The organism is Micromonospora sp. WMMD723, assembly GCF_049863385.1.
Taxonomy (GTDB): domain Bacteria; phylum Actinomycetota; class Actinomycetes; order Mycobacteriales; family Micromonosporaceae; genus Micromonospora; species Micromonospora wenchangensis.
On record NZ_JBMKNR010000001.1, the window covers coordinates 567,479 to 589,970 of the forward strand.

The 22,492-nt window shown below is 74.8% G+C and carries 21 protein-coding genes, 1 tRNA gene and 2 pseudogenes; 12 read left to right on the top strand and 12 right to left on the bottom strand.

All coding sequences use genetic code 11. From position 1 onward, the window contains the following. Nucleotides 1-39 precede the first annotated feature (39 nt). Nucleotides 40-1,470: a cobyrinate a,c-diamide synthase gene (locus ACN261_RS02555; protein ID WP_421483786.1), complete on the bottom strand. Its 1,431-nt coding sequence runs from the start codon at nt 1,468-1,470 to the stop codon at nt 40-42. Nucleotides 1,471-1,599: 129 nt separating this feature from the next. Between ACN261_RS02555 and ACN261_RS02560 the strand changes: the two genes are divergently transcribed. Together ACN261_RS02560 and ACN261_RS02565 are read left to right on the top strand one after the other, a co-directional pair. Beyond that, entirely contained in the window at nt 1,600-2,415 is an 816-nt protein-coding gene (locus ACN261_RS02560; protein WP_421483787.1) for an SURF1 family cytochrome oxidase biogenesis protein, read from the top strand. Nucleotides 2,416-2,923: 508 nt separating this feature from the next. Continuing rightward, the gene (locus ACN261_RS02565; protein WP_425848208.1) at nt 2,924-3,790 is read left to right on the top strand and encodes a hypothetical protein; all 867 of its coding nucleotides are present in this window, start codon (nt 2,924-2,926) and stop codon (nt 3,788-3,790) included. 22 nt (nt 3,791-3,812) lie between these two features. Here the strand turns inward: ACN261_RS02565 and ACN261_RS02570 are convergent, their stop codons facing one another. The 4 genes and pseudogenes from ACN261_RS02570 to ACN261_RS02585 form a co-directional block, all read right to left on the bottom strand. Continuing rightward, nucleotides 3,813-5,396 carry an ATP-dependent DNA ligase gene (locus ACN261_RS02570; protein WP_425848210.1) on the bottom strand — a complete coding sequence of 528 codons (1,584 nt, stop codon included), beginning with the start codon at nt 5,394-5,396 and terminating at the stop codon, nt 3,813-3,815. Between the two features lie 101 nt (nt 5,397-5,497). Then, nucleotides 5,498-5,704 (bottom strand): hypothetical protein, encoded by a 207-nt coding sequence (locus ACN261_RS02575; protein WP_088646578.1) that lies wholly within the window; start codon nt 5,702-5,704, stop codon nt 5,498-5,500. Between the two features lie 129 nt (nt 5,705-5,833). Then, complete coding sequence (locus tag ACN261_RS02580) at nt 5,834-7,186, bottom strand: dipeptidase (RefSeq protein WP_421486906.1); 1,353 nt, start codon at nt 7,184-7,186, stop codon at nt 5,834-5,836. A 134-nt stretch (nt 7,187-7,320) separates the two neighbouring features. Further along, nucleotides 7,321-8,059 (bottom strand): annotated as a pseudogene (locus ACN261_RS02585) (uridine kinase family protein); the annotation flags it as partial. Between ACN261_RS02585 and ACN261_RS02590 the strand changes: the two are divergent. After that, complete coding sequence (locus ACN261_RS02590; RefSeq protein WP_421483790.1) at nt 8,058-8,459, top strand: rhodanese-like domain-containing protein; 402 nt, start codon at nt 8,058-8,060, stop codon at nt 8,457-8,459. The pseudogene ACN261_RS02585 and the gene ACN261_RS02590 sit on opposite strands and share 2 nt — an antisense overlap. A 219-nt stretch (nt 8,460-8,678) precedes the next feature. On the opposite strand, the gene ACN261_RS02595 is transcribed toward ACN261_RS02590, so the two are convergent. The 3 genes from ACN261_RS02595 to ACN261_RS02605 form a co-directional block, all read right to left on the bottom strand. Continuing rightward, nucleotides 8,679-10,223 (bottom strand): cobyric acid synthase, encoded by a 1,545-nt coding sequence (locus ACN261_RS02595; RefSeq protein WP_421483791.1) that lies wholly within the window; start codon nt 10,221-10,223, stop codon nt 8,679-8,681. Beyond that, entirely contained in the window at nt 10,220-11,347 is a 1,128-nt protein-coding gene (locus ACN261_RS02600; RefSeq protein ID WP_425848212.1) for a cobalamin biosynthesis protein, read from the bottom strand. The genes ACN261_RS02595 and ACN261_RS02600 overlap by 4 nt, the downstream gene beginning before the upstream one ends. A 160-nt stretch (nt 11,348-11,507) precedes the next feature. After that, complete coding sequence (locus ACN261_RS02605; RefSeq protein ID WP_425848214.1) at nt 11,508-12,416, bottom strand: single-stranded DNA-binding protein; 909 nt, start codon at nt 12,414-12,416, stop codon at nt 11,508-11,510. 396 nt (nt 12,417-12,812) lie between these two features. Here ACN261_RS02605 and ACN261_RS02610 point away from each other — a divergent pair, with 396 nt between their 5' ends. Further along, complete coding sequence (locus ACN261_RS02610; RefSeq protein ID WP_421483793.1) at nt 12,813-13,235, top strand: HPF/RaiA family ribosome-associated protein; 423 nt, start codon at nt 12,813-12,815, stop codon at nt 13,233-13,235. Between the two features lie 162 nt (nt 13,236-13,397). After that, complete coding sequence (locus ACN261_RS02615) at nt 13,398-14,465, top strand: alpha/beta hydrolase (RefSeq protein ID WP_425848217.1); 1,068 nt, start codon at nt 13,398-13,400, stop codon at nt 14,463-14,465. Between the two features lie 92 nt (nt 14,466-14,557). Here ACN261_RS02615 and ACN261_RS02620 read toward each other — a convergent pair whose 3' ends face one another. Beyond that, a complete protein-coding gene (locus ACN261_RS02620; protein ID WP_425848218.1) occupies nt 14,558-15,331 on the bottom strand; it encodes a hypothetical protein in 774 nt (257 codons plus the stop codon). Nucleotides 15,332-15,482: 151 nt separating this feature from the next. Between ACN261_RS02620 and ACN261_RS02625 the strand changes: the two genes are divergently transcribed. Then, nucleotides 15,483-15,555, top strand: a tRNA-Arg gene (locus ACN261_RS02625). Between the two features lie 201 nt (nt 15,556-15,756). Continuing rightward, the gene (locus ACN261_RS02630; protein ID WP_425848221.1) at nt 15,757-17,178 is read left to right on the top strand and encodes a hypothetical protein; all 1,422 of its coding nucleotides are present in this window, start codon (nt 15,757-15,759) and stop codon (nt 17,176-17,178) included. Between the two features lie 166 nt (nt 17,179-17,344). On the opposite strand, the gene ACN261_RS02635 is transcribed toward ACN261_RS02630, so the two are convergent. Next, on the bottom strand, nt 17,345-17,914 hold the full coding sequence (locus ACN261_RS02635; protein ID WP_421483798.1) for a TetR/AcrR family transcriptional regulator: 570 nt from the start codon (nt 17,912-17,914) through the stop codon (nt 17,345-17,347). Nucleotides 17,915-17,991: 77 nt separating this feature from the next. Between ACN261_RS02635 and ACN261_RS02640 the strand changes: the two genes are divergently transcribed. Further along, a complete protein-coding gene (locus tag ACN261_RS02640) occupies nt 17,992-18,945 on the top strand; it encodes a ketopantoate reductase family protein (protein ID WP_425848222.1) in 954 nt (317 codons plus the stop codon). A gap of 132 nt (nt 18,946-19,077) precedes the next feature. Here ACN261_RS02640 and ACN261_RS02645 read toward each other — a convergent pair. Both ACN261_RS02645 and ACN261_RS02650 read right to left on the bottom strand, forming a co-directional pair. Then, nucleotides 19,078-19,365 (bottom strand): annotated as a pseudogene (locus ACN261_RS02645) (hypothetical protein); the annotation flags it as partial. A gap of 5 nt (nt 19,366-19,370) precedes the next feature. Next, nucleotides 19,371-19,547: a hypothetical protein gene (locus ACN261_RS02650; RefSeq protein ID WP_421483800.1), complete on the bottom strand. Its 177-nt coding sequence runs from the start codon at nt 19,545-19,547 to the stop codon at nt 19,371-19,373. 297 nt (nt 19,548-19,844) lie between these two features. Here ACN261_RS02650 and ACN261_RS02655 point away from each other — a divergent pair, with 297 nt between their 5' ends. The 4 genes from ACN261_RS02655 (at nt 19,845) to ACN261_RS02670 (ending at nt 22,429) form a co-directional block, all read left to right on the top strand. Further along, nucleotides 19,845-20,729, top strand: coding sequence for a helix-turn-helix domain-containing protein (locus ACN261_RS02655; RefSeq protein WP_425848223.1), 885 nt, complete (start codon nt 19,845-19,847; stop codon nt 20,727-20,729). Further along, nucleotides 20,726-20,923 carry a DUF397 domain-containing protein gene (locus ACN261_RS02660; protein ID WP_425848225.1) on the top strand — a complete coding sequence of 66 codons (198 nt, stop codon included), beginning with the start codon at nt 20,726-20,728 and terminating at the stop codon, nt 20,921-20,923. Before ACN261_RS02655 ends, ACN261_RS02660 begins: the two co-directional genes overlap by 4 nt. Before the next feature lie 121 nt (nt 20,924-21,044). Next, entirely contained in the window at nt 21,045-21,584 is a 540-nt protein-coding gene (locus tag ACN261_RS02665) for a DUF4240 domain-containing protein (protein ID WP_425848228.1), read from the top strand. Beyond that, complete coding sequence (locus ACN261_RS02670) at nt 21,581-22,429, top strand: alpha/beta fold hydrolase (RefSeq protein WP_421483804.1); 849 nt, start codon at nt 21,581-21,583, stop codon at nt 22,427-22,429. The genes ACN261_RS02665 and ACN261_RS02670 overlap by 4 nt, the downstream gene beginning before the upstream one ends. Nucleotides 22,430-22,492: the final 63 nt, after the last annotated feature.

The window sequence follows — 22,492 nt, forward strand, 5'->3', positions numbered from 1 at the left end:
GGGCCGGTGGCTGCCGGGCCGGTCAGGCAACAGGGCCGGTCAGGCCGGCGCGGCGACGCCCTCGACCGGCGAGGGCAGCGCCGCCGCCGTCACCAACCGGGTCGCGATCTCGGGGTACGCCGCCCAGTGCAGGCCGAGCTGGGAGGCGTGCACCCCCCGCCAGACGAAGCCCTCGGGCGTGCCGCCCTCCCAACCCCAGGCGGCCCGCTGCCCGGCCCGGGGGGTGAGCACCGCGCCGTGCTGCTTGTAGCCCACCACCGTCGCACCGGTACGGGCGACCGCGCTGTCGGACAGGGCGGTCGCCTCCCGGTAACCGACCACCAGGCCGTCCCGGCTCGCGCCGATCGCGTCCAGCACCCCGCACATCGGCAGCCCGTCCAGCTCCCGGGCCAGCCACAGCAGGCCGGTGCCCTCGGCGATCACCGGACGGCCGGTGCGGGCCAGCTCGGCCACCGCGATGCACAACCGCCGGTTGGCCGACAGGTCCCGCGCGTACGACTCGGGCAGCGCGCCCCCGACGACCAGCGCGCGGGTGCCGGCGGGCAGCGCCTCGTCGCGCAGCGGGTCGACGGTGACCACCTGGGCCCCGGCGGCCCGCAGCAGCTCGGCGGTCTCCGGGTGGCTGTAGCTGCCGCCGGGGCCACCGGCGAGCGCCACCACCGGCGCGTCGGACACCGGGGCGTCGGACACCGGCGACCAGGCCGGGACGGACAGCGCCGGGGCGGAACGGGCCAACCCGAGCAGGCGTTCCAGGTCGACCGTCCCGGCGACCGCCTCGCCGAGCCGACGCACCGCCCGGGCCGCCTCGGCGTCGCGGCCGAGGACCGGCGTCACGCCGTGCCGGCGGGCGGGCAGCACCGGGGGCAGTTCGTGCCGGCGCAACGCGCCGTAGACGGGCATCCCGACGTCGTCGAGCGCCTCCCGGAGCATGGCCTCGTGCCGGCCGGAGGCGACCTGGGTGAGGATCACCCCGCCCAACCAGAGCTGCTCGTCGTACGAACGGAAGCCGTGCACCAGTGCGGCCACCGACTGGCCCATCGCCGCCACGTCGATCACCAGCACGACGGGGCTGCGCAGCGCGGTCGCCACGGCGGCCGTGGACTCCGCCTCGGGGCGGCCCCCGACCGAGTCGTACAGCCCCATGGTGCCCTGGACCAGGGCCAACGCGGCACCCTGCGCGCCGTACGCGAAGAGGGGCCCGAGCCGGTCGCCACCGATCAGCCGGGGGTCGAGGGTACGGCCGGGACGGCCGGCGGCCAGGCCGAGGTAGGCGGCGTCGACGTGGTCCGGGCCGACCTTGAACCCGGCGACGTCGAGCCCCCGGTCGGCGAGCGCGGCGAGCAGACCGACGGACAGCGCGTTGGTGCCGTGACCGGAGGACGGCGCGCTGAACACGAGGCGCGGCACGGCGGTCATCATCGACTCCTCGGTGGCGACGGGCGGTGGCTCGCGGACGGCCGGGAGGAACACCGGCGGCGATCCGCAGGCGTGACCATACCCGCCCCCGGCGACAGGTGGAGACCGCCGATCCGCACACCGTACGGGCCGGTGCCGGGCCGTCGCGCAGGGTGGCGTCGGTCATACGGGTAGCCTCGTGCTGTGTACCGGTTCCTGCTGACCCCACGCTGGCTGGGCATCCTCGCGCTGACCCTGGTCGCCGCCGCCGTCATGGTGCTGCTCGGCAACTGGCAGCTGGACCGCTACCGGGAACGTACCGCCGTCAACGAGCGGATCGACGCCGGCACCGCCGGCACCCCCGCGCCGCTGCGCTCGACGCTGCCGGCCCCCACCGGCGGCGCGGGCACCGTCGGTGCGGCCCCCGCCGCGCAGGCCGAGTGGAGCCGGGTCACCGCCACCGGCCGGTACGACGCCACGAACGTCATCCTGGTCCGGGGCCGGACGGTGGAGAGCAGGGTCGGCTTCGAGGTGCTCGTCCCGCTGGTCCTCGACGACGGCACGGCCGTGCTGGTCGACCGGGGCTGGGTCCCCCCGGCACCCGGCGGCGCGCTGGCCATGCCCGAGGTGCCGGCACTGCCGACCGGTCAGGTGACCGTCGTCGGCCGGGTGCACCCCACCGAGAGCGGCGGCAACGGCGTGGACCGGCGCGACGGCCGGTTGGAGACCCGTCGGGTGACCGTGGACAAGCTGGCCCGGGAACTGCCGTACCCGCTGCACGGGGCGTACCTGCTGCTCGACGAGCAGACCCCGGCGAACGACCCGGCGTTCCGGGCGGTGCCGATCGGGCACACGAACAACTGGCAGAACTTCGGCTACGTCGTCCAGTGGTGGTTGTTCGCCGCGATGACGCTCTTCGGCTACGGCTGGGTGGCCCGGCGGGAGGCCCGACGGGCCGCCGGCCTGGACGCGCCGAAGCCGCCCGTGGACCGGGCCGCCGAACCGGCCCCCTCCGCCTGACCGCCCGGCCTGCCCTGGCCGCCCGGCCCGCCCTGGCCCGCCCGGCCCGCCCTGGCCCGCCCGGCGGCCTGCCCTGGCCCGCCCGGCTGGCCCGTCCGCGCCGCCCCACCGGCCCGGTACCCCCGGGGCGGCGAGCTGGTGCGGGCGTCGCGGGCGCGCACCGGGCGGCGTCGCACCATGGGTGCGCGTCCTTTCGAGCTGATGACGTCACGGCATCAACCGGTGCTGCCGGGACCGCGCGGGCTCGGCCCACCACTCCCGCTCGGCCGTGACTCGCTGTCGTCATCACCTCGACAGGGCCCACGACAGGCACCTGCCCGGCCTGCACGACGGACTCGAACCCATCGGGGCCGAGCGGCGGCTCACGGTGCTGTTCCGGGCTGGCGGTAGCGGCACCCGGCGGGCCTCCGGCGGACCGGCGCGCTCCGGGCCGGGTGAACGCCGGGACGCGGGGCGACGTCGGACGCTGTATGGTCCGCAGGATGTCCAACGCGCGTGAGGTGTCGCGGTGACCGCCGACCCCGCCCCGTCGTACCCGTCCGATCCGTCGTACCCGTCCGGTCCGCCAGCCCCGTCCGGTCCGCCCACGCCGTCCGGTCCGCCCACGCAGGCGAGCCCCGCCTACGATCCCTGGGCCCCGTCGCCGGACGTGCCACCGGCGTCGACGGCGTTCCCCGCGCCCCCGGCGGCCTTCCCGGCGACCCCGGCGGTGTTCCCCCCGGCACCGACGCAGCAGACGCCCCCCACGGCCCCGTTCCCGACCACGCCTCCCCCGGCGGTACCGGTCGACCCCTCCACCCCGTCGACCACCGGGCCGTACCCGGCACCGCCGGCCCAGTTCTCCGCACCGCCCGCGCAGTTCTCCGCACCGCCCGCGCAGTTCTCCGCACCACCGGTGCCGTTCTCGACGCCGCCGGCGGGGTTCCCGGCACCGGCCGGGGTCGATCCGTACGCCGCGCCGGTGGGCCAGCCGGGACCGTACCCGCCGCAGTTCACCCCGACGCCGGGGATCGCGGGTGGTCAGCAGCCGGCGGCGGTGCAGATCGGCGAAATCATGGTGAGTCCGCCGGTCATCCACACCCCGACGGGGGTGCTGCCCCTGGCCGGCGCCACCTGGTACGTCACCGACCACTGGCAGCGGGAGGAGAAGATCGCCAGTTGGGCGCTCGTCTGCGCCATCCTCGGCTTCTTCTGCCTCACCATCTTCAGCCTGCTCTTCCTGCTGATCAAGGAGACCCGGTACCACGGCATGGTGCAGGTGACGGTGACCAGCGGCGGCCACCAGTACGTGGCCCGTATCCCGGTGGTCGACCAGGGCCAGGTGCAGCAGATCAACAACCAGGTCAACTACGCCCGGTCGCTGTCCACGGTCTGACCGGCCGTCCCGCCGGGACGGCTCAGTCGGTGGGTCGCCCGGCGTGCAGCGCCCGGACCGTGTCGATGGTGTCCGCCTCGGCGGCCGACTTGTCGTCGCGGTAGCGCAGCACCCGGGCGAACCGGAGCGCCACCCCGCCCGGGTAACGGGTGCTGGCGAGCACCCCGTCGAAAGCGATCTCGACCACCTGCTCGGGGCGGACCCGCACCACCCAGTCACCGCGCTCCACGGCCAGCCCGAGGAAGCGTTCGGTCTGCCAGCGCAGCAGGTCGTCGGTGAGGCCCTTGAAGGTCTTGCCGAGCATGACGAACTCGCCGGTGCGCGGATCGCGGGCACCGAGGTGGAGGTTGGACAGCCACCCCTCCCGCCGGCCGCTGCCCCACTCGACCGCCAGCACGACCAGGTCGAGGGTGTGCCGGGGCTTGACCTTCACCCAGGCGGTGCCCCGTCGGCCGGCATCGTAGGGCGCGTCCGGCGACTTGATCACCACCCCCTCCTGACCGGCGTCGAGCGCGGCGGCGAACACCGCGCCGGCCTGCTCGGGGTCGGCCACCTCGGCCCGGCCGACCAGCAGCGACCCGTCGACCACATCGGCGAGCCGGGCCCACCGCTGCCGGCCCGGCAGGTCGATCAGGTCGTCGCCGTCGAGGTGCAGCAGGTCGAAGAAGTACGGCGTGAGCGCGGTCGCCTCGGCCAGCGGGGCCACGTCGGCCGCACCGCTGGCGGAGGTGACCCCGGTGGCGGTGGCCCGCCGGGCCGCCCGGCTGGAGGTCTGCGGGAACGGCAGCGGGCGGCCGGCGGTGTCCAGCCCGATCGCCTCGCCGTCGAGCACCACGTCGCGGACCGGCAGGGCGCGTACGGCGGCGACCACCCCGGGCAGCCGGGCGGTGATCTCGTCGAGGCTGCGGGTGAAGACCGCGACGTCGTCGCCGGAGCGGTGCACCTGGATGCGGATGCCGTCGAGTTTGACGTCGACCACGGCCGGCACCCCGGTCGCCTGGAGCGCGGCGTCGACCGAGGGGGCGCTCTGGGCCAGCATCGGCGCGAGCGGGCGGCCCACCTGGAGCCCGAACCCGGCCAGCGCGGCGGCCCCACCGGTGCGGGCGGCCAGCGCGACGGACCGCAGGTCACCGGCGAGCAGCAGGGCGCGACGGACCGCCGTCACGGGGACCTCGGCGGCCTTGGCGATGGCGTCGGCGAGCAGGCCCGCCTGGGCACCCTGACGCAGCTCGCCGCGGAAGAGTGCGACCAGCAACCGCTGCTCGTCGGCGGTGGCGGCACCGAGGAGGGCGGCGAGCAGGTGCCGGCGACGGGCCTGGGAACCCGGCCCGTGCACGGCGGCGATCTCGTCGATCGCCGCGTCGACGGCGGTCACGGTCAGGGTCGGCTCGGCGGCCGGCGGCGGCAGGTCACGCAGAGTGGCCCAGCCCACGCCGGTCTGCCGCTGGCGCAGCTCACCGGCGAGGTAGCCGGAGCCGACCGACACCTCGGACAGGTCGAGCGCCCGCAGCGCGTCGGCCAGCAGCTCCACCTTGGCCCGCCGGCCGGTGGTGGCCGCGACGGCCGCGGAGGTGGCTGCCAGGTCGAGGAACCGCACGCACCTCATCCTGCCAGCCACCCCCGACATCGCCCGGGTATTGCCGTACCCGGGCCGTCCCGATCCGGCCGTCCTCCCCAGGTGCCGGGTGTGACCACCCGGACCACGGCTCAGACCGAGACGGGTTCCTCTATGCGCAGCCCACGGGCGCGGACGCCGTCGGCGACCCGGGACAGCACGCCGTCCAGGGCGACCAGCACGGCCGAGAGCTCGCCGAGCTGTTCCTTGAGCGTGTCCTCGGGCCACGCGGAGACGTCGACGTCCCCCAGAGCGCTCACGGCGGCTTCCAGCCGCGTCATCACGTCGTTCGTACGCATGTTCGAAAGGCTATACCAGGTGCGCGTACGACACGCCGCAAACTGCGACATCGACCCCGACGTTATGGTTCCGCGACCTAGCCGAACCGTCGCCCCTGACCGGCCGTCGCCCCTGACCGGCCGTCGCCCCTAACCGGCCCGTCGCCCCTGCCCGGCCACGTTCGCCAGCAGCAACGCCTCGGCCAGGCAGACCCGGGCGAACTCGCCGAGGTGCAGGCTCTCGTTGGGGCCGTGTGCCCGCGCGTGCGGGTCCTCCACCCCGGTCACCAGGATCGCCGCCTGCGGGAACATCTCCTGGAAGGTGGCGATGAACGGGATCGAACCCCCGACGCCGATGTCCACCGGCTCGGTGCCGTCCCAGGCGACCCGGAAGGCGGCGCGGGCGGCGTCGAACATCGGCCCCGACGCGTCGATGACACACGGGTCGCCGTCGTGCTCCAGGGTCACCGTCACCCGGGCACCCCACGGCGCGTGCCGTTCCAGGTGGGTACGCACCGCGTCGTACGCCCGCTTGGGGTCGTCGCCCGGCGCCAGCCGTACGCTCAGCTTGGCCTTCGCCGCCGGGACCAGCGCGTTGGGCGCCTCGCCGGTGGCCGGCGCGTCGATGCCGAGCACCGCCACCGCCGGCCGGGTCCAGAGCCGCTCGGTGATCCGGCCGGTGCCGATCAGCGCGACCCCCTCGACCAGCCCGGCCTCGGCCCGGAACCGGTCCTCCGGGTAGTCGACTTCGGCCCCCGCCCGGCCGGTCAGGCCCTCGACGGCCACGTCCCCGGCGTCGTCGTGCAGGGTCGCCAGCAGGCGGACCAGCGCGGTCAACGCGTCCGGCACGGCCCCGCCGAACATGCCGCTGTGCACCGCGTGGTCCAGGGTGCGCAGCTCGACGAACAGGTTGACCACGCCGCGCAGCGAGGTGGTCAGGGCCGGCACGCCCACGTCCCAGTTGGTGGAGTCGGCGATCACGATGACGTCCGAGGCGATCTCCTCGCGGTGCTCGGCGAGCAGCCGCTCCAGCGAGTCCGAGCCGTACTCCTCCTCGCCCTCGATGAACAGCACCACGCCGACCGGGAGCCGGTCGCCGAAGGCGCGCAGGGCGGCGACGTGCGCCATGATGCCGGCCTTGTCGTCGGCCGCGCCGCGCCCGTAGAGACGGCCGTCCCGCTCGACCGGCTCGAACGGCTCGGACTCCCACAGCGACAGGTCGCCGACGGGCTGCACGTCGTGGTGGGCGTACATGAGCACGGTGGGTGCGCCGGGCGGGGCGGCCCTCGTCCCGATCACGGCGGGCTGACCGCCCGACCGCACGATCCGCACGTCGAGACCGCAGCCGCGCAGCAACTCGGCGACCGCCTCGGCGGAGCGCTCGACGTGCGAGTGGTCGAACCCCTCGAACGCGATGCCGGGGATGCGGACGAGACGTTCCAGGTCGGCACGGACCCCGGGCAGTTCCCGCGCGACGGCGGCCCTTACCTCGGACTCGGACATGATCGGTGAGGTCATGACCGGCATCGTATGCCGGCCTTACCGCGGGCCACCCGGCGAGCCGGAACCCGCGGTCGGGCCGGACCGGCGACCGGCCGCAGCCGCCGGCCCGACGGCCGGGCCGGGAGCACCGGCGGGTGCCGGGCGGCGGACGTAGTAGTGGTCCGGGTCGTGCGGCAGGGTCGGCGCGCCGTCGACCACCAGGTCGACGGCGTCGGCGGTCCGGTCGGCGGCGAAGTGGGCCTCCTCCCCCGCGTGCCAGCGCCGCAGCTCCGCCAGCAGGTGCGCGCCGTCGCGGTCCAGCGCGCGCCGCAACCGCACCGGACCCGGGGCGGTGACCTGCACCGACAGGGTCAGCTCCGGACGGATCGCCGCCCGCGCGGCGCTCACCCCCTCCAGCAGCAGCACCGGCGCGACCGGCACCGGCACCTCGCGGGGCAGGAACGCCCGGCGTACCCAGCTGTACCGTCGGTAGCAGCCCGGTCGCCCGTCCCGCAGCGGGGTGAGCACCCGTTCCTCCAGCCGGGTCCAGAAGGTGAACTGGTCGTCCCAGCCGTCGAGCAGGTCGTCGGTGTGCACCACCGGTGGCCGTCCGCCGTCGGGCAGGCCGGCCAGGGCGTCCGCGAGGCGCGCGGTGAAGACGCTCTTGCCCGCGCCGCTGGGCCCGTCGACGGCCACCAGTCGGGTACGCCCCAACCGCGCCGGCCCGGCGAGCACCCGCCGGGCCAGCGTCGCGTACGCCTCGACCAGGGCCACCGTCACACAGGTGACGCTAGTGGGTGTCCCCCGTGAGCCTGGTTCCGCCGTGGGGAGTGAGGTTCGTCGGGCGACGCGATTGGTGCCGGGGCATGATCTGGACGTGCTCAATGACGTGATGAGTCCCGGCGTGGACGCTCTGCTGGAACAGGCCCGGGCCGGGCTGCGCCGGTTGAGTCCTCACCAGACGGTCGAGGCGGTACGGGCGGGTGCGCTGCTGGTCGACACGCGTACCGAGGGGCAACGCCGGGAGCAGGGGGACCTGCCCGGCGCGGTCGTCATCGACCGGACGGTGCTGGAGTGGCGGCTGGACCCGGCCAGCGAGTGGAGCATCCCCGAGGCGACCGGCTACGACCGGGAGATCGTGGTGGTCTGCCGGCACGGGTTCAGCTCCAGCCTGGCGGCGGCGAGCCTGCAGGCGTTGGGCCTGCGCAACGCCACCGACATGACCGGCGGCGTGCAGGCGTGGCTGGAGGCCGGGTTGCCGCTGTCCGACCAGCCCGCCGACGTGCGCCGCTGACGACCGGGCCCGGCACGACGATGGCCCGACCAATCTGCCCGGCCCCCGACCATCTGCCCGGCCGACGCGGGCACGGGGCCGGTGTCCGGCCGGGGCGGGCACTGACCGGGTGTCCGGCCGGGGCTGGCACTGACCGGGTGCCCAACCGGTGCGGGCATCGACCGGGTGTCCGGCCGGGGCTGGCACTGACCGGGTGTCCGGCCGGGGCGGGCGGGAGGGTCAGGTCGCCGGTGGTGCGCCGGGTGGGATGAACGGCAGGTCGGCGGGAGCGCCGCTCTCGATGAGCCGCCACAGCGCGGCGGTGTCGAGGTGCTCCTCGACCAGGTCGCCGAGCAGGTCGAGGGAGCGCTCGCGGACGGCGTCGAAGCTGGTGCCCGGTGCGACGGTGAAGCCGTGCCGGCCGGCCGACCGGGCCACCTCGGTCAGGAACCGGCGGCGGAACTCGTCGGACTCGAACGCGCCGTGCCAGTGGGTGCCGTGCACCGCGCCGAGCCGCGCGCCCTCGGGCCGGCCGTCGGCGTGGTGCAGCAGCGGCGGCAGGTCCGCGTCGGCGGTGGAGACGTACCCGTGGTGGATCTCGTAGCCGCGTACCGGGACGTCCGGCGCGGCGGTGCCGACGGCGGGACGGACGGTCTTCACCGGGTCGAAGGTGATCTCGATGGGGAGCAGGCCCAGCCCGGGGACGCTGCCCCGGCGGCTCTCCACCGGATCGTGGATGGCGGTCGCCAGCATCTGGAAGCCGCCGCAGATGCCCAGCAGCGGCCGGCCGGCGGCGGCGTGCGCGGTGACCGCCTCGGCGAGCCCGGTCTCGCGCAGCCAGGCCAGGTCGGCGACGGTGGACTTCGAGCCGGGCAGGACGACCAGGTCGGCGGCGGCCAGCTCGGCCGGCTCGACGGTGAGCCGGACCCGCACGCCCGGTTCGGTGGCGAGGGCCTCCACGTCGGTGGCGTTGCTGATCCGGGGCAGTCGGACCACGGCGACGTCGAGCCAGTCGGTGCCGTGCGGGGCGGCGGGCCGGCCGAGCACCCGGCCGTAGGCGAGCGAGTCCTCCGCGTCGAGCCACAGGTCGAGGTGCCAGGGCAGCACCCCGTAGGTGGGCCGGCCGGTCACCCGGTGCAGCATGTCGAGCCCGGGACGGAGCAGGCCGAGGTCACCCCGGAACTTGTTGATCACGAAGCCGGCGACCAGCGCCTGGTCGGCGGGGTCGAGCAGGGCCACCGTGCCGAACATCGAGGCGAACACGCCGCCCCGGTCGATGTCGCCGACCACGATCGTGGGCAGACCGGCGTGCCGGGCGAGCCCCATGTTGACGTAGTCGCCGGCCCGCAGGTTGATCTCGGCGGGGCTGCCCGCGCCCTCGCAGATCACCACGTCGTAGGTCGTCCGCAGCTCGGCCAGGGCCGCGTACGCCGTCTCGGCGAGCTTCGGACGCAGGGTGCGGAAGTTGCCGGCGGTGACCGTGTCGACGGCCTCGCCGAGCAGCACCACCTGACTGGCCAGGTCGCTGCCGGGCTTGAGCAGCACCGGGTTGAACCGCAGGTCGGGAACGAGCCCGCAGGCGGCGGCCTGCATCGCCTGGGCCCGCCCGATCTCGCCGCCCCGCCCGTCCGGGCCGACCACCACGGCGGAGTTGTTGGACATGTTCTGCGCCTTGAACGGGGCCACGGCGACGCCGGCCCGGTGCAGCCACCGGCAGATGCCGGCGGTGAGCACGCTCTTGCCCGCGTCGGAGGTGGTCCCTGCGACGAGCAGCCCGCCGCTCACCGCCCGCGCCCCCGCTCACCGACTCCGGCGACGGCCGGTACGCGGAGGGCCCCGGCGGGCCCGGACGCCCACGCCGGCCGCCGTACCCCGGCGGCCCGACCGCGCCCGGCCGCCGCTGCCGACCATCCGGTGAGCCGACGCAGTGGGCGACCGCACAGCGCGCCACCGGCGGCGACCAGCCGGCCCCCGGTCGTCGGCCAGGCGGCAGCCAGCGCGAGGGCGGCCAGCCCGACCGTGCCGGAGAGCCGGGCGGCCCGCTTGAGGTGCCGTGCCTCGGGGCGTGGGCCGTCGCCGAGGAACGGCCGTACCTCGGACCGCCCGAAGTAGACGTTGCGGCCGCCGAGCCGGACGCCCAGCGCACCGGCCATCGCCGCCTCGCACTGCCCGGCGTTGGGGCTGGGGTGGTCGTTGCGGTCCCGACGCCAGACCTGCCAGGCCCGTTCCCGGTCGCCGTGCACGGTGGGCGCGGCGGCCACGGTGAGCAGTCCGGTCAGTCGGGCCGGCATCAGGTTGAGCAGGTCGTCGAGGCGGGCGGCCGGGGTGCCGAACCGGGCGTAGCGCGGTGAGCGGTGCCCGACCATCGCGTCGAGGGTGTTGGCCGCCCGGTAGCCGAGCAGGCCGGGCAGCCCGGCGAGCGCGCCCCAGACCAGCGGCGCGACGACCGCGTCGGAGGTGTTCTCGGCCACCGACTCGACGGTGGCGCGGGCCAGCTCGCCCTCGTCGAGCCGGGACGGGTCCCGGCCGCAGAGGTGCCCGAGCCGGTGCCGGGCGGCCGGCAGGTCACCGGCACGCAGGGCCGCGCCCATCACCGTCGCCTCGTGGCGCAGGGTCCGCCCGCCGAGCACCGTCCAGGTGCCGGCGGCCACGGCCAGGGCGCGGGCCACCGGGTGTCGCCGGGTGGCCCGGCTGACCGCTGCCCCGAGCAGCACCGGCCCGCCCACCGCGACGGCGGTGAACAACGCTCCCGCCCGGCGGTCGGCGCGGTAGACCCGCCGTTCCAGGGCACCGGCGGCCCGGCCGAAGCCGGCCACCGGATGCCAACGCCGAGGATCGCCGAGCAGGCTGTCCAGCGCGTACCCGGCCAGCAGCCCGACCGTGTCCGCCGTCGCTGTGCGTCGCCCCACCCGTCACCACCTCCGGCCGGCCAGCCTAGTCGTACGGCGGGGTGACCACGTCGCCGTCGCCACCCCGCCCCCGTTCCGTACGAACCGGAACCCGTGCCCCTTCCCCGGCACGGGTTCCGGAGCGCGCCCCCACCCGGTGCGGGCACCCGTGGGGTGTTTCTCAGGCCGGCACCGGCACCCGCCCCCGGCCACGCCGACCCCGGCCCGCCGGACCGAGCGCCACCTCGCCCGGGGTCGGGACGACCGCGCCCTGCGCACCGGCCGACCCCTCGTCGCCGGGGCCGCTCTCCCCCTCCGGCCGGTTCCCGCCGCCCGGACCGCCCTCACCGCCCGGACCGCCCTCACCGCCCGGACCGCCCTCACCGCCCGGACCGCCCTCACCGCCCGGACCGCCCCCACCGGCCGGGCCGTCCCCGTCGCCCGGCCGGTCCCCGCCGCCGGACGGCATCGCCGGTTCGTCGTCGGGCAGCGGGGCCAGGTCGTCGTCGGGTTCGTCGTCGAACGGGTCGGCCGGCGGGACGTACCCGCCGCCCGGCAGGTCGTGGCCGGCGCGCGGGAAACCGAAGCCGGACAGGTCGAAGTCGTCGTCGAGGGGGCGGTCGTCCGGCGCGGCGGGCGCCTGGTCGGCCGGCACCGGCTCGGTCGGCTCGCCGTGCACCCGCTGGGCCGCCGCCGCGTCCTCCACTGTGCTGGTGGCCATGCTCGGCCGGTTGCGCAGGAAGCGGGACCGGCCCCGGGACAGGTCGTGCCCGACCGCGACCGCCTCCAACTCGTAGAGCACCCGGTGGTTGCCGGCGTCGTCGGTCCAGTCGCGGGTGTAGAGCCGTCCCGCGACCACCACCGGGTCGCCGACCATGACCGAGGCGGCCACCCCCTCGGCCAGCTTGCGCCAGCAGTTGACCCGGACGCGCAGGCTGTTGCCGTCCACCCACCGGCCGCTGTCGCGGTTGAGGCGGCGGGCGGTCGAGGCCACCTTGAAGTTGGCGACCAGGGTGTTGCTCTGCGCCGTACGACGCCATTCCGGCGCGGTCAGCACGTTGCCGACGACCGTGACGTAGGTATCGAACATCGTCCCCTCCCAGGGGCCTGTGGATGCAATGGCGAGTCGACTCGGGACCGAGCCTGGCCGGTACGGCCCGGCGACGCGAGGCCCCGACCCCGGTCCTGTGGACAACCGGAGCGCCTGTGGACGGCCACCTGATCAAGGTCCCGGTGTGCTAGGCCATCAGGCCCTGGGGTGGCCCGACCGGCCGGGGCGAGGATCAGGGGGCGGAGCCGATCCCACCCCCCGGGTCACGACGTCAGGGGAAGGTGGCGTCACCCGGAGTGAGGTCGACCCCGGCTGGGTAAAGAGTTGATCACCCAGGCACCACCAGGCACGACGTCCGACGAGAAAGGCAACGCTGATGATTCGGACCCCGTTGCGTACGACCGGTTCCGTCCGCACCGAGCGGGAGGTGCGGCGATGAGCGCGGTGGCGAACCCGGCGACCGTGGCCGAGTGCCTGCGGATGGGCGCGGGCTTCTCCCAGGGCGACCGGAACTGGATCGTCGAGCAGTTCGGCACCCTGGACGCCCGGCTGGCCGCCTTCCACGCCGACGCCACCGAGCTGGAGGTGTCGGTCAAGGACCGGGAGGCGCGCGGGCAGAAGGTCACCCTGGAGTGCTGGATCGCCGGCCGGCAGAAGATCGTCACCACGTCGAGCGAGGAGGACCTGCGGGCCGCCCTCAACGACGCCCGGGACGACCTGCGCCGCAAGCTCAACGACGCCAAGACCAGGCAGGAGCCCCGGCACAACAAGCACATCCGGGAGATGGCCCAGCCCACCCCCGCCCCGGAACTCGACGCTGACGGGAACCTCGACCGGGTGGACGCCGAGACCGCCTGACCTGACACCGGGCCGTTCCCCTCCCCCGCCGGAGGGGAACGGCCCGGCTCGGGCGGCCCGCCACCGTCCGGGCAGCGGGCGATCGGCCGCGCCGACGCCCTCCAGCACGACGTCCGACCCGGGGCTACCGCCCGGTAGCCTGCGGGGCGTAGCGTCGCGGTCGTGGAACAGGACGTGCTGGGGCCGCCGTACGAGCGGCAGACGATCGACCTGGGCATCGACGACGAGGGTCCGGTGGTCGCGACCCTGGTCCGGCGGCGCGCCGACCGCCCGACCGGCCGGGCGGTGCTCTACGTGCACGGCTTCGTCGACTACTTCTTCCAGACCCACCTGGCCGACTTCTACGCCGAGCGCGGCTGGGACTTCTACGCCCTCGACCTGCGCAAGTACGGCCGCAGTCTGCTACCGCACCAGACCCCGAACTTCTGCCGCGACCTGAGCGACTACTTCCCCGAGCTGGACGCCGCCGCGAAGATCATCCGCGACGACGACGGGCACGACACCCTGCTCGCCATGGGCCACTCCACCGGCGGCCTGATCATCTCGCTGTGGGCACACGCCCGCCGCGACGCCGCAGCGGTCGACGGGCTCGTCCTGAACAGCCCCTTCTTCGACCTCAACGCCCCCTGGCTGGTCCGTCGCCCCCTCGCGGCCGCCGTCTCCCGGCTGGGCCGTCGCGCGCCGCACCGCATCCTCCCCTTCGGCCTGGGCACCGTGTACGGCGAGAGCCTGCACGCCGACCATCGGGGCGAGTGGACGTACGACCTGGCCTGGAAGCCGCTCGCCGGGTTCCCCGTCCGGGCCGGCTGGCTGACCGCCATCCGCACCGCCCAGCGGCAGCTCCGCGCCGGGCTGGACATTCCCGTCCCCGTGCTGGTGGCCTGCTCGACCCGGAGTTTCCGGGGCACCCGCTGGCACGACTCGGCGGCCCTGGCCGACGCGGTGCTGGACGTGGAGCACATGGTCCGCTGGGCGCCCCGGCTCGGCCGGCACGTGACAGTGGCCCGCTTCGACGGCGGCAAGCACGACCTGGTCCTCTCCGGCCCCGCCGTACGCGAACGGGTCTTCACCGAGGTCGGCCGGTGGGCCGACGCGTTCCTCGGTGCCGGCCCCACCCTGCCGGACGCCGATCCGCCCCCGCCCGCGCCCGCTGCCCCACCGACCCCCGGACCTGAGCCCGGGGCCTCCTCCGGGTCGAGGATCGACTCAAGTGGGCCGATGCAGCGGTAACCGGCACGCGGGATGCCGCCACATCGGCCCACTTGAGTCGATCAAGCCGTCGGGGTAGGCAGCCCGGCGGTGGCCGGGAGGCGGAGGGGCGTTCAGGAGGTGGGCAGGGCGGCGAGCACGCGGTCGAGGGTCGCCACCGGGTGGCCGCCTCCGGGCGCGTCGCCGGCGGGCGCGTCGCCGGCGGGCGCGTCGCCGTTGGGCGCGTCGTCGGCGGGCGCGTCGCCGTTGGGCGCGTCGTCGGCGGGCGCGTCGTCGGCGGGTAGGAGCACGCCGAGGCAGCGCAGGCCGACCTCCCCGGCGGCGTCGGAACGTACCCCGAAGACGGGAGCGCCGACGTAGCCGGCGGGGAGCACGGCGGTGATCCGCAGCCGGTCGCCGTCGCGGACGGCCCGCTCGACGGCGACCTCCAGCGGTCGGCTACCGTCGTCGCCGACGCCGAGGGCCAGCACGATCGCGGTGACCGGCCCGGCACCGAACGCGTCGAGATCGTCCGCCGTCACGGCGACCGCGGCCGGCACCGGCTGCACCCGCCACCGCCAGCCCTGCCCGGCGGCGTACCCGTGCAGCTCGCCGGTGGGCAGGGCCGCCACGCCGAGCCGTGCGTCCCGGCTCCAGCCCGCCGACAGATCCGCCAGCGGCAGCGACGCGCCCGCCACGCCGGCCGGCTCGGTGACACTGGGCCGCAGGCCGAGCCGCTGCGCCCGCCCGGCGACCGTGTCGGCGGTGAGCAGGAACTCGCCGGCCGGATGGCCGAGGAAGAAGGCGGTGCCCGGGTCGCCGGCCGTGTCGACCGGCAGGATGGCCCGGCCCAGGAGCTGGCACAGCTCGTAGGCGACCTCGTCTTCGGCGTCGGGTTCCAGCAGCACGGACCCGAGGGTACGGCCCGCCGCGCCGGGCGGAAGAGGGGTGCCCGGATCGGGGGTGCCGTGCGACGCTGATCACGCGTGTCCGGATGCGACCCGTTCCGCCGTACGGCGGGGGGTCGGCGGTACCCTCTTGGCGCGACACGTACGCCGCGCGCCCGTAGCTCAGCGGATAGAGCAGGGGACTTCTAATCCCAAGGCCGCAGGTTCGAATCCTGCCGGGCGCACCCACGCCGACCCCCGAACCAATCCACCCACCACACGTGACTGATCTGTCACTACAGGTTACTCGTCACAGGGCAAGCGTTTATCCAGGACCTGGGAGAGATGTTCTTCACCATCGATCAATGTTGATGAATGTCACGCAGCTCGTTTGGATGGACACGCACCGTCAACCGGCGGTGTCCACCACCAACCGAGGAGCATCCTTGCCCCGGTCCCCGTTCCGGACCCGACGACCGCGCACCCTGACCGCCGTCGCCGCCGCCACCCTGGCCACCGCTCTCGCGGTGCTCTCCGCCCCGACCGCCGCCCTGGCCTGGGGGCCCGGCACCGAGCCGGCCCAGCCGTACGCGCAGCCGAGCATGCCCACGGTGCCCAAGCGCGGCTGCCAGTCCACCGTCGCCAACCCGGCCGCACCGACCGGCGCGACCCCCGCCGTCCAGGTGATCTACGCCTGGCACGACGGTGTCGGCAACAACTACGAGGCCAACGTCGAGTACATCGCCAAGGTGGTGGACCGGATCGACTGGGCGCTCGACGAGTCGACCAACTACGACCAGCACTACAACTTCAGCTGCCGTACGGGCTACGACACCAGCACGTACGCCGGCTACGCCAGGTCCCTGGTCGTGCCCGAGAAGATCGACGCCGGGGCGAACCCGAACACCCCCGCCAGCACGGTCCGCAGTGACCTGGTCTCCGCCGGATACCAGGACAGCAACCGGATCTACCTGGTGTTCACCGATTTCGCGTCGAACTCCGACGCCTACCAGTGCCCGTCCGGCGGGAACTCCAGCGGCGTGCACTGCTCGGCGGTGACCGAGTCGTGGACGACCGGCGTGGCCGGACACGAGCTGCTGCACGTGCTCGGCGCGGGGCACGCCTGGATGGCCGAGACGGGGGCCTCCTACGTGCCGGACATCATGTACGGCTGGTGGGACAACTGGAACACCGATCCGGGGTTCCGCAGCTACTACGACCCGAGTGAGCTGTCGGCCAGCTTCTACATCGACCCGAGCCCGTCGACGGCGAAGGTGAACGTGGCGAACCACCCGATGCTGACCACCCCGGTCTGCTGCGACGTGGGCGCGAACAACGACCTGCTCACCGCCGAGCAGCGTACGGTCGAGGCCGCCACCCCCAGCAGCAGCACGTCGACGTTCACCACGTCGGGCGGCTGGCACCAGGTGACGCCCGCCTGCGGCATCTCGACGAACTCCTGCACCTACTTCGACGGTCGTCGGTCGGTCCAGCTCAACACCTACACCGGGCCGTCCAACACGTCGTCGATCTCGCTGACGAACCGGGCCACGGTCACCGCCGGCCGGACGTACAAGCTGTTCACCCGGTTGCGCAGCGGCACGGCGGTGAACACTCAGCTCCAGCTCGCCTGGTACAACTCGGGCGGCACCCTGCTGTCGACCAGCACCGGAGCGACCGACACGCTCGCCAGCAACTGGCTGGAGTACCGGACGACCGCCACCGCCCCGGCGAACGCCGCAAGCGTGCGGATCACCGTGAACGTGCCGCCGCAGTCCACCACCGGCAACCAGGCCATCAACCTGGACAGCCTCCAGCTCAACGACTGTACGGCGAACACCGGCGGCACCTGCCGCTACGACACCTGAGCCACCGGCGGGATACGGGCAGCCACCGGCAAGATACGGGCAGCCACCAGCAAGATACGGGCAGCCACCGGCGGGGTACGGGCAGCCACGAGCGGCCCGTACCCCGCCCCGGCCTCCCGCGCGGCCCGCGTTCCCCCGCCACCGGCGGTGGAGGCGCGGGCCGCGCTCATCGTGCCGGCCGGCGCAGGCCGGCGAGGACGAGGGTGATCACCCCGTCCGCGTCGGGCCGGTAGGCCGGGTGGCCGTAGGCCGCGCAGATGCCCTGGAGGGCCATCATGACCGCGCCGGCTCCCACGTCGTCGCGGATCTTCCCGGCCCGGACGGCGGCGGCCAGCAGGTCGGTGACGGCCCGGCCGAGGGCTTCGGCGCCCTCGGCCAGCGCGCCGGAGCGGGCGGCCATCAGCGTGGACAGGGTGCGGGCGAGGCCCTCGTGGTCGTGCAGGTGGGCCACGAATCCCCGCAGGAAGGACTCCAGCGCCTCGTCGGGGGGAAGGGTGGTCTGCGCCTCGCGGGCCCGGTCGCACATGGCGGCGAGTTCTTCCCGGTAGACCGCCTCGGCCAGGGCTTCCCGGGTGGGGAAGTGCCGGTAGAGCGTGCCGGTGCCGACCCCGGCCAGCTTGGCGAAGTCGTCGAAGCGCAGGTCGTAGCGACCCTCGGCGAACAGTTCGCGGGCCTTGGCGAGCAGGGCGTCGCGGTTGCGGCGGGCGTCGGCGCGCAGCGGCTTGGCGTCGGTCATGGGGGGCCTCGCGTTGACAAGTGGAGACTGTCTCCATATTTTGGAAATGGAGATGGTCTCCGATTATAGCCTCCGAGGTGCGCGTGAAGATTCTGATGTTCGGCCGTGGCGTGATCAGCGCGACCTACGGGTGGGCCCTGGAACGGGCGGGCCACCAGGTGGAGTTCTACGTCCGCCCGGGGCGGGCGGCGGCGTACGGGGAGGCGATCGACCTCGACCTGCTCGACGCCCGGCGGCGGCCGTGGGGCCGGCGGGTCGCCGGGACGTGGCCGGTGCGCTACCGCGAGACGCTGGAGCCCGACCACGACTTCGACCTGATCGTGCTGAGCGTGCAGCACTACAACTTCGCCGAGGCGGCGGCCTTCCTCGGGCCCCGGGTGGGCCGAGCCACGGTCCTCGTCTTCAACAACCTGTGGGTGGAGCCGCTGACCGCGACCGCCGACCTCCCCGCCGACCAGGTGGCCTGGGGCTTCCCCGGGGCCGGCGGCGGGTTCGGCGACGACGGCGTGCTGCGCGCGTCCCTGCTGCCCGTGGTCTTCCTCGGCACGCTCGACCGGCCGCCGACCGACCGCGAGCAGGCCGTGCGCCGGGTGTTCCGCGCCGCCGGGTTCCGGGTCCGGGAGAACGCCGACTTCCGTGGCTGGCTGTCGGTCCACTTCGTGCAGAATGCCGGGCTGCACACGCAGAGCCTGCGGCGGGGCGCACTGTCCACCCTGACCACCGGCGACCTCCGCGAGGCGATCCTCGCCACCCGCGAGCTGCTGCCGCTGGTCGAGGCGCGCGGCGTCGACCTGCGGCGGCACCGCGCCGAGCTGCTGCCCTTCACCGCGCCCCCGTGGCTGGCGGCACCGGCGATGTCCCTGCTGCTCAACCGCTTCCCGCCGATGCGCCGGGTGACCCGGGCGCACGCGAACCCCGAGGAGCTGCGCGCGGTCTGCCGCGACACCCTGGCCGAGGCCCGCAGCCGGGGCATCCGGGTCCCCCGGCTGGAGGCGGCCGAGCCCTACTTCGCCGCCACCACGACGCCCTGACTCCCGTCATCCGCCGCCGGCCGCACCCCGTCCGCCCGCCGGCCGGCGCTCCGGCGACGCACCCCGCTCACCGCCCGCCGGCCGGCGCTCGGGCGACGCACCGGCCGCGCCCCGTCCACCGTCCGCCGGCGGCACCCCCGCCGGCCGGGGCCCCCGCCGCATGTTCGGCGTCACCCCCGCCCGGCTCGGCGCACGCGGCACCGGCGCGGGCCGCACCATCACCAACCCCGCCGGCCGTACGAAGATCGAGCGCCGGAGCACCGCGTCCCCCCTGGCGTCGAGTTGGTAGACGTCGAGCCAGCACCACCCGTCGTAGGTGATCCAGTCGAGCACCCGGATCACCCGGCACCTGATCGGCCTGACGAACTGCACACTGGCCGCCCGGCCGACGTCCACCAGGTCACCCGCCTTCGGCGGCAGCGTGCTCACCGCCGCCCCCAGACGTGCCGGAACCTGCGCCACTGCCTGATCCGGTGCCGGGCGGCCTCCACCACCGGGCAGAACCCGGCCTCGGCGCACCTCCCGCAGCGACCGCGCCGGTGCTGGTCCAGGCAGTCCCAGGCGAGCCGGACCAGCAGCGGCACCTCGCGGCGGGCGGTCACGACGCCACCCCGGGCGGGGCTCCGCGCTCGCAGGTGGCACACATCGGGTGTCCTTTCCGGAAATAGCGCCGCCCCGCCCGCGCGCTATTCGCTACGAGCGGGACAGCGGGCTATTGTCGACGCCATTTTTGGCGCCCGGATCACCGTCCGGTAATTCACAGCCTGCGACACGACCGACACCTTGCGCAACAACTCCCCCTCCCCCTAATGTCGTGTCGATTTGACGCGCGAGGGACGGAGGACGGAAATGGCGCAGGGGAAACAATTGTTGTTGCACCAGGGGTGCGGTGATGTTGCATGACGGAGGAAACAAGCGGTTCAACCGTCCCCCGGCGACAGCTCGGCCGGCTGCTCACCCAGCTCCGCGAGGACGCCTCGGTCTCCCTGGACCGCGCGGCCGAGGGGCTGGACTGCTCCCGGCAGAAGGTGTGGCGCATCGAGAAGGGCCTGGTGCCGGTGCGGGTGGTGGACGCCCGCGCCATGTGTGCGATGTACCGGGTGCCCGAGGAGATGACGTCCATCGTCACCGGGCTCGCCCGGGAGACCCGCGCCAAGGGCTGGTGGCATTCCTACGGCGACGTGGTCCCGTCCTGGTTCTCGCTCTACGTCGGCCTCGAATCGTCGGCCGCTCTCATGCGCCGATACGATTCGGAACTGATCCCGGGTCTGCTCCAGACCCGCGAGTACGCGGCAGAACTGTTTCTCCGCAAGAATCCCACCATGAGCCCGGCGGATCGCGAAAAGCTCGTCGAGGTCCGCATGCAGCGCCAGCACGTCCTGACCCGCCGGCTGCCCAGCGCGCCCACCCTCAGGGTGGTGCTGAGCGAGGCGGTGCTGCGGCGCACCCTCCCCGACCGGCGGGCGATGGCCGGGCAGCTGCGGCACCTGCTCGACATGGCCACCCTGCCCAACGTGAGCCTGCGCGTCCTGCCGTTCACCGCCGGCCCGCCGCTGGCCAGCGAGACGGGCACCTTCGTCCTGCTGGACTTCCCGCAGGCGTTCGGGCGGGCATCGACGGAGCCGACTACCGTCTACCTGGAGAACATCACCGGCGCGCTCTATCTGGACAAGCCGGCGGAGGTCGCCGCCTACGACCGCGTCTGGGCCGACCTGGAGACGCTCGCGGCGGACGAGGCGGCAACCGAGAAGCTGATCACTGCGATCATCGAGGAGTGGGCATGACTGACCTGGCCGGTGCCGTCTGGCGCAAGAGCACCCGCAGCGGCGGGAGCGGCGGCGACTGCGTCGAGGTGGCCGACAACCTGCCCGGCCTGATCGGCGTTCGGGACAGCAAGGACACGGCCGGCCCGGCGTTACGGTTCGGCCCGGCCGCCTGGTCCGCCTTCGTCCGCGCGCTACCTCGCCGGCCGCGCTGAACCCCGTCGGCCGCGCTGAACCCCGTCGGGGCCGCCCACCCGGGTGGGCGGCCCCGACATCCGCGCCACCCGCGCGCGGGGTGCCCGCAGAACGTCGGGGCGTCCCGCTACGGTGCTGCCCATGAGCGACACGGAAACCGCGAACCGGCTGCCCACGGCCGAGGAGGAGGCCCGGTTCTGGGCCCTGGTGGAGGCCGCCTGGGAACGGCTCGGCCCCGAGCCGGCCGCGCTGCGCCGGGCGCTGCTCACCCGCGACCGGTCCGCCTCCGACGACGACGCGTACGCGTTCGACGGCTGGCGGGACGCCTTCCTCGACCAGTTGGGCCAGCTCTGCGCCGACCTGTCCAGCCCCGAGCTGACCGCCCTCGACCGGGTCGTCGAACGCAAGCTGTACGACATCGACCGGGCCGACGTGCACGCGGTGGTCGACGGCTCCGACGACGGTTTCCTCTACGCCCGGGGCCACGTGGTGGCGCTCGGTCGGGAGTTCTACGAGGCGGTCCGGGCCGACCCGACCCGGGCGGTGCCCGACGCCCACCTCCAGGGCATCTGCTACTTCTTCGCCCACCTGCACGACAGGCGGTTCGGCGACTGGCCCCGCACCGGCTCCGGCATCTCCCGCGAGTCGTTCAGCAACCCGACGGGCTGGGTCGACCAGTGAGCCGCCCGACCGGGCCGAGCGAACGCGACGTGCCGCTGCCGGACGGCGGCACCCTGCACGTCTACGACACCGGCGACGACGGCACCGGCCGGCTGCCGGTCGTCTGGCACCACGGCACCCCCAACATCGGCGCACCGCCGGCCCCGCTGTTCGCCGCCGCCGACCGGCTCGGCCTGCGCTGGGTGTCCTATGACCGGCCCGGCTACGGCGGTTCGACCCGACGCCCCGGGCGGGACGTGGCCTCGGCCGCCGCCGACGTCGCCCGGGTCGCCGACGCGCTGGGCCTGGACCGGTACGCCACCGTGGGTCACTCCGGCGGTGCGCCGCACGCGCTGGCCAGCGGCGCGGTGCACCCCGACCGGGTGGTCGCCGTCGTCGCCGTCGCCGGCCTCGCCCCCTACGATGCGGCCGGGCTGGACTGGTTCGCCGGGATGACGCCGTCCGGGCAGGCGTCGCTGCGGGCCGCCACGCAGGGCCGGGCGGTCAAGGAGCGGCACGCCGCGTCCGACACCGACTACGACCCGGAGTTCACCCCGGCCGACCTGGCCACCCTGGCCGGGCCGTGGGCCTGGCTCGACGAGGTGGTGGGTCCGGCGGTGCGGGGCGGCCCGGACGGCCTGGTCGACGACGACCTCGCCTACGTCACCCCGTGGGGCTTCGACCCGGCCCGGGTGACCGTCCCGGTGCTGCTGCTGCACGGCGGGCGCGACCGGGTGGTGCCGGCCAGCCACAGCCGCTGGCTGGCCGGGGTCTGCCCGGCGGCCGAGCTGCGGATCACCGACGACGACGGGCACCTGTCGGTGCTCGGCGGCGCACCGGCCGCCCTGGAGTGGCTCCGCCGCTGATCGACGCCGGGCCCTGCCCGATTCGTTCACCGAACGCAACGCGACACGCCGCACACCAAAGGT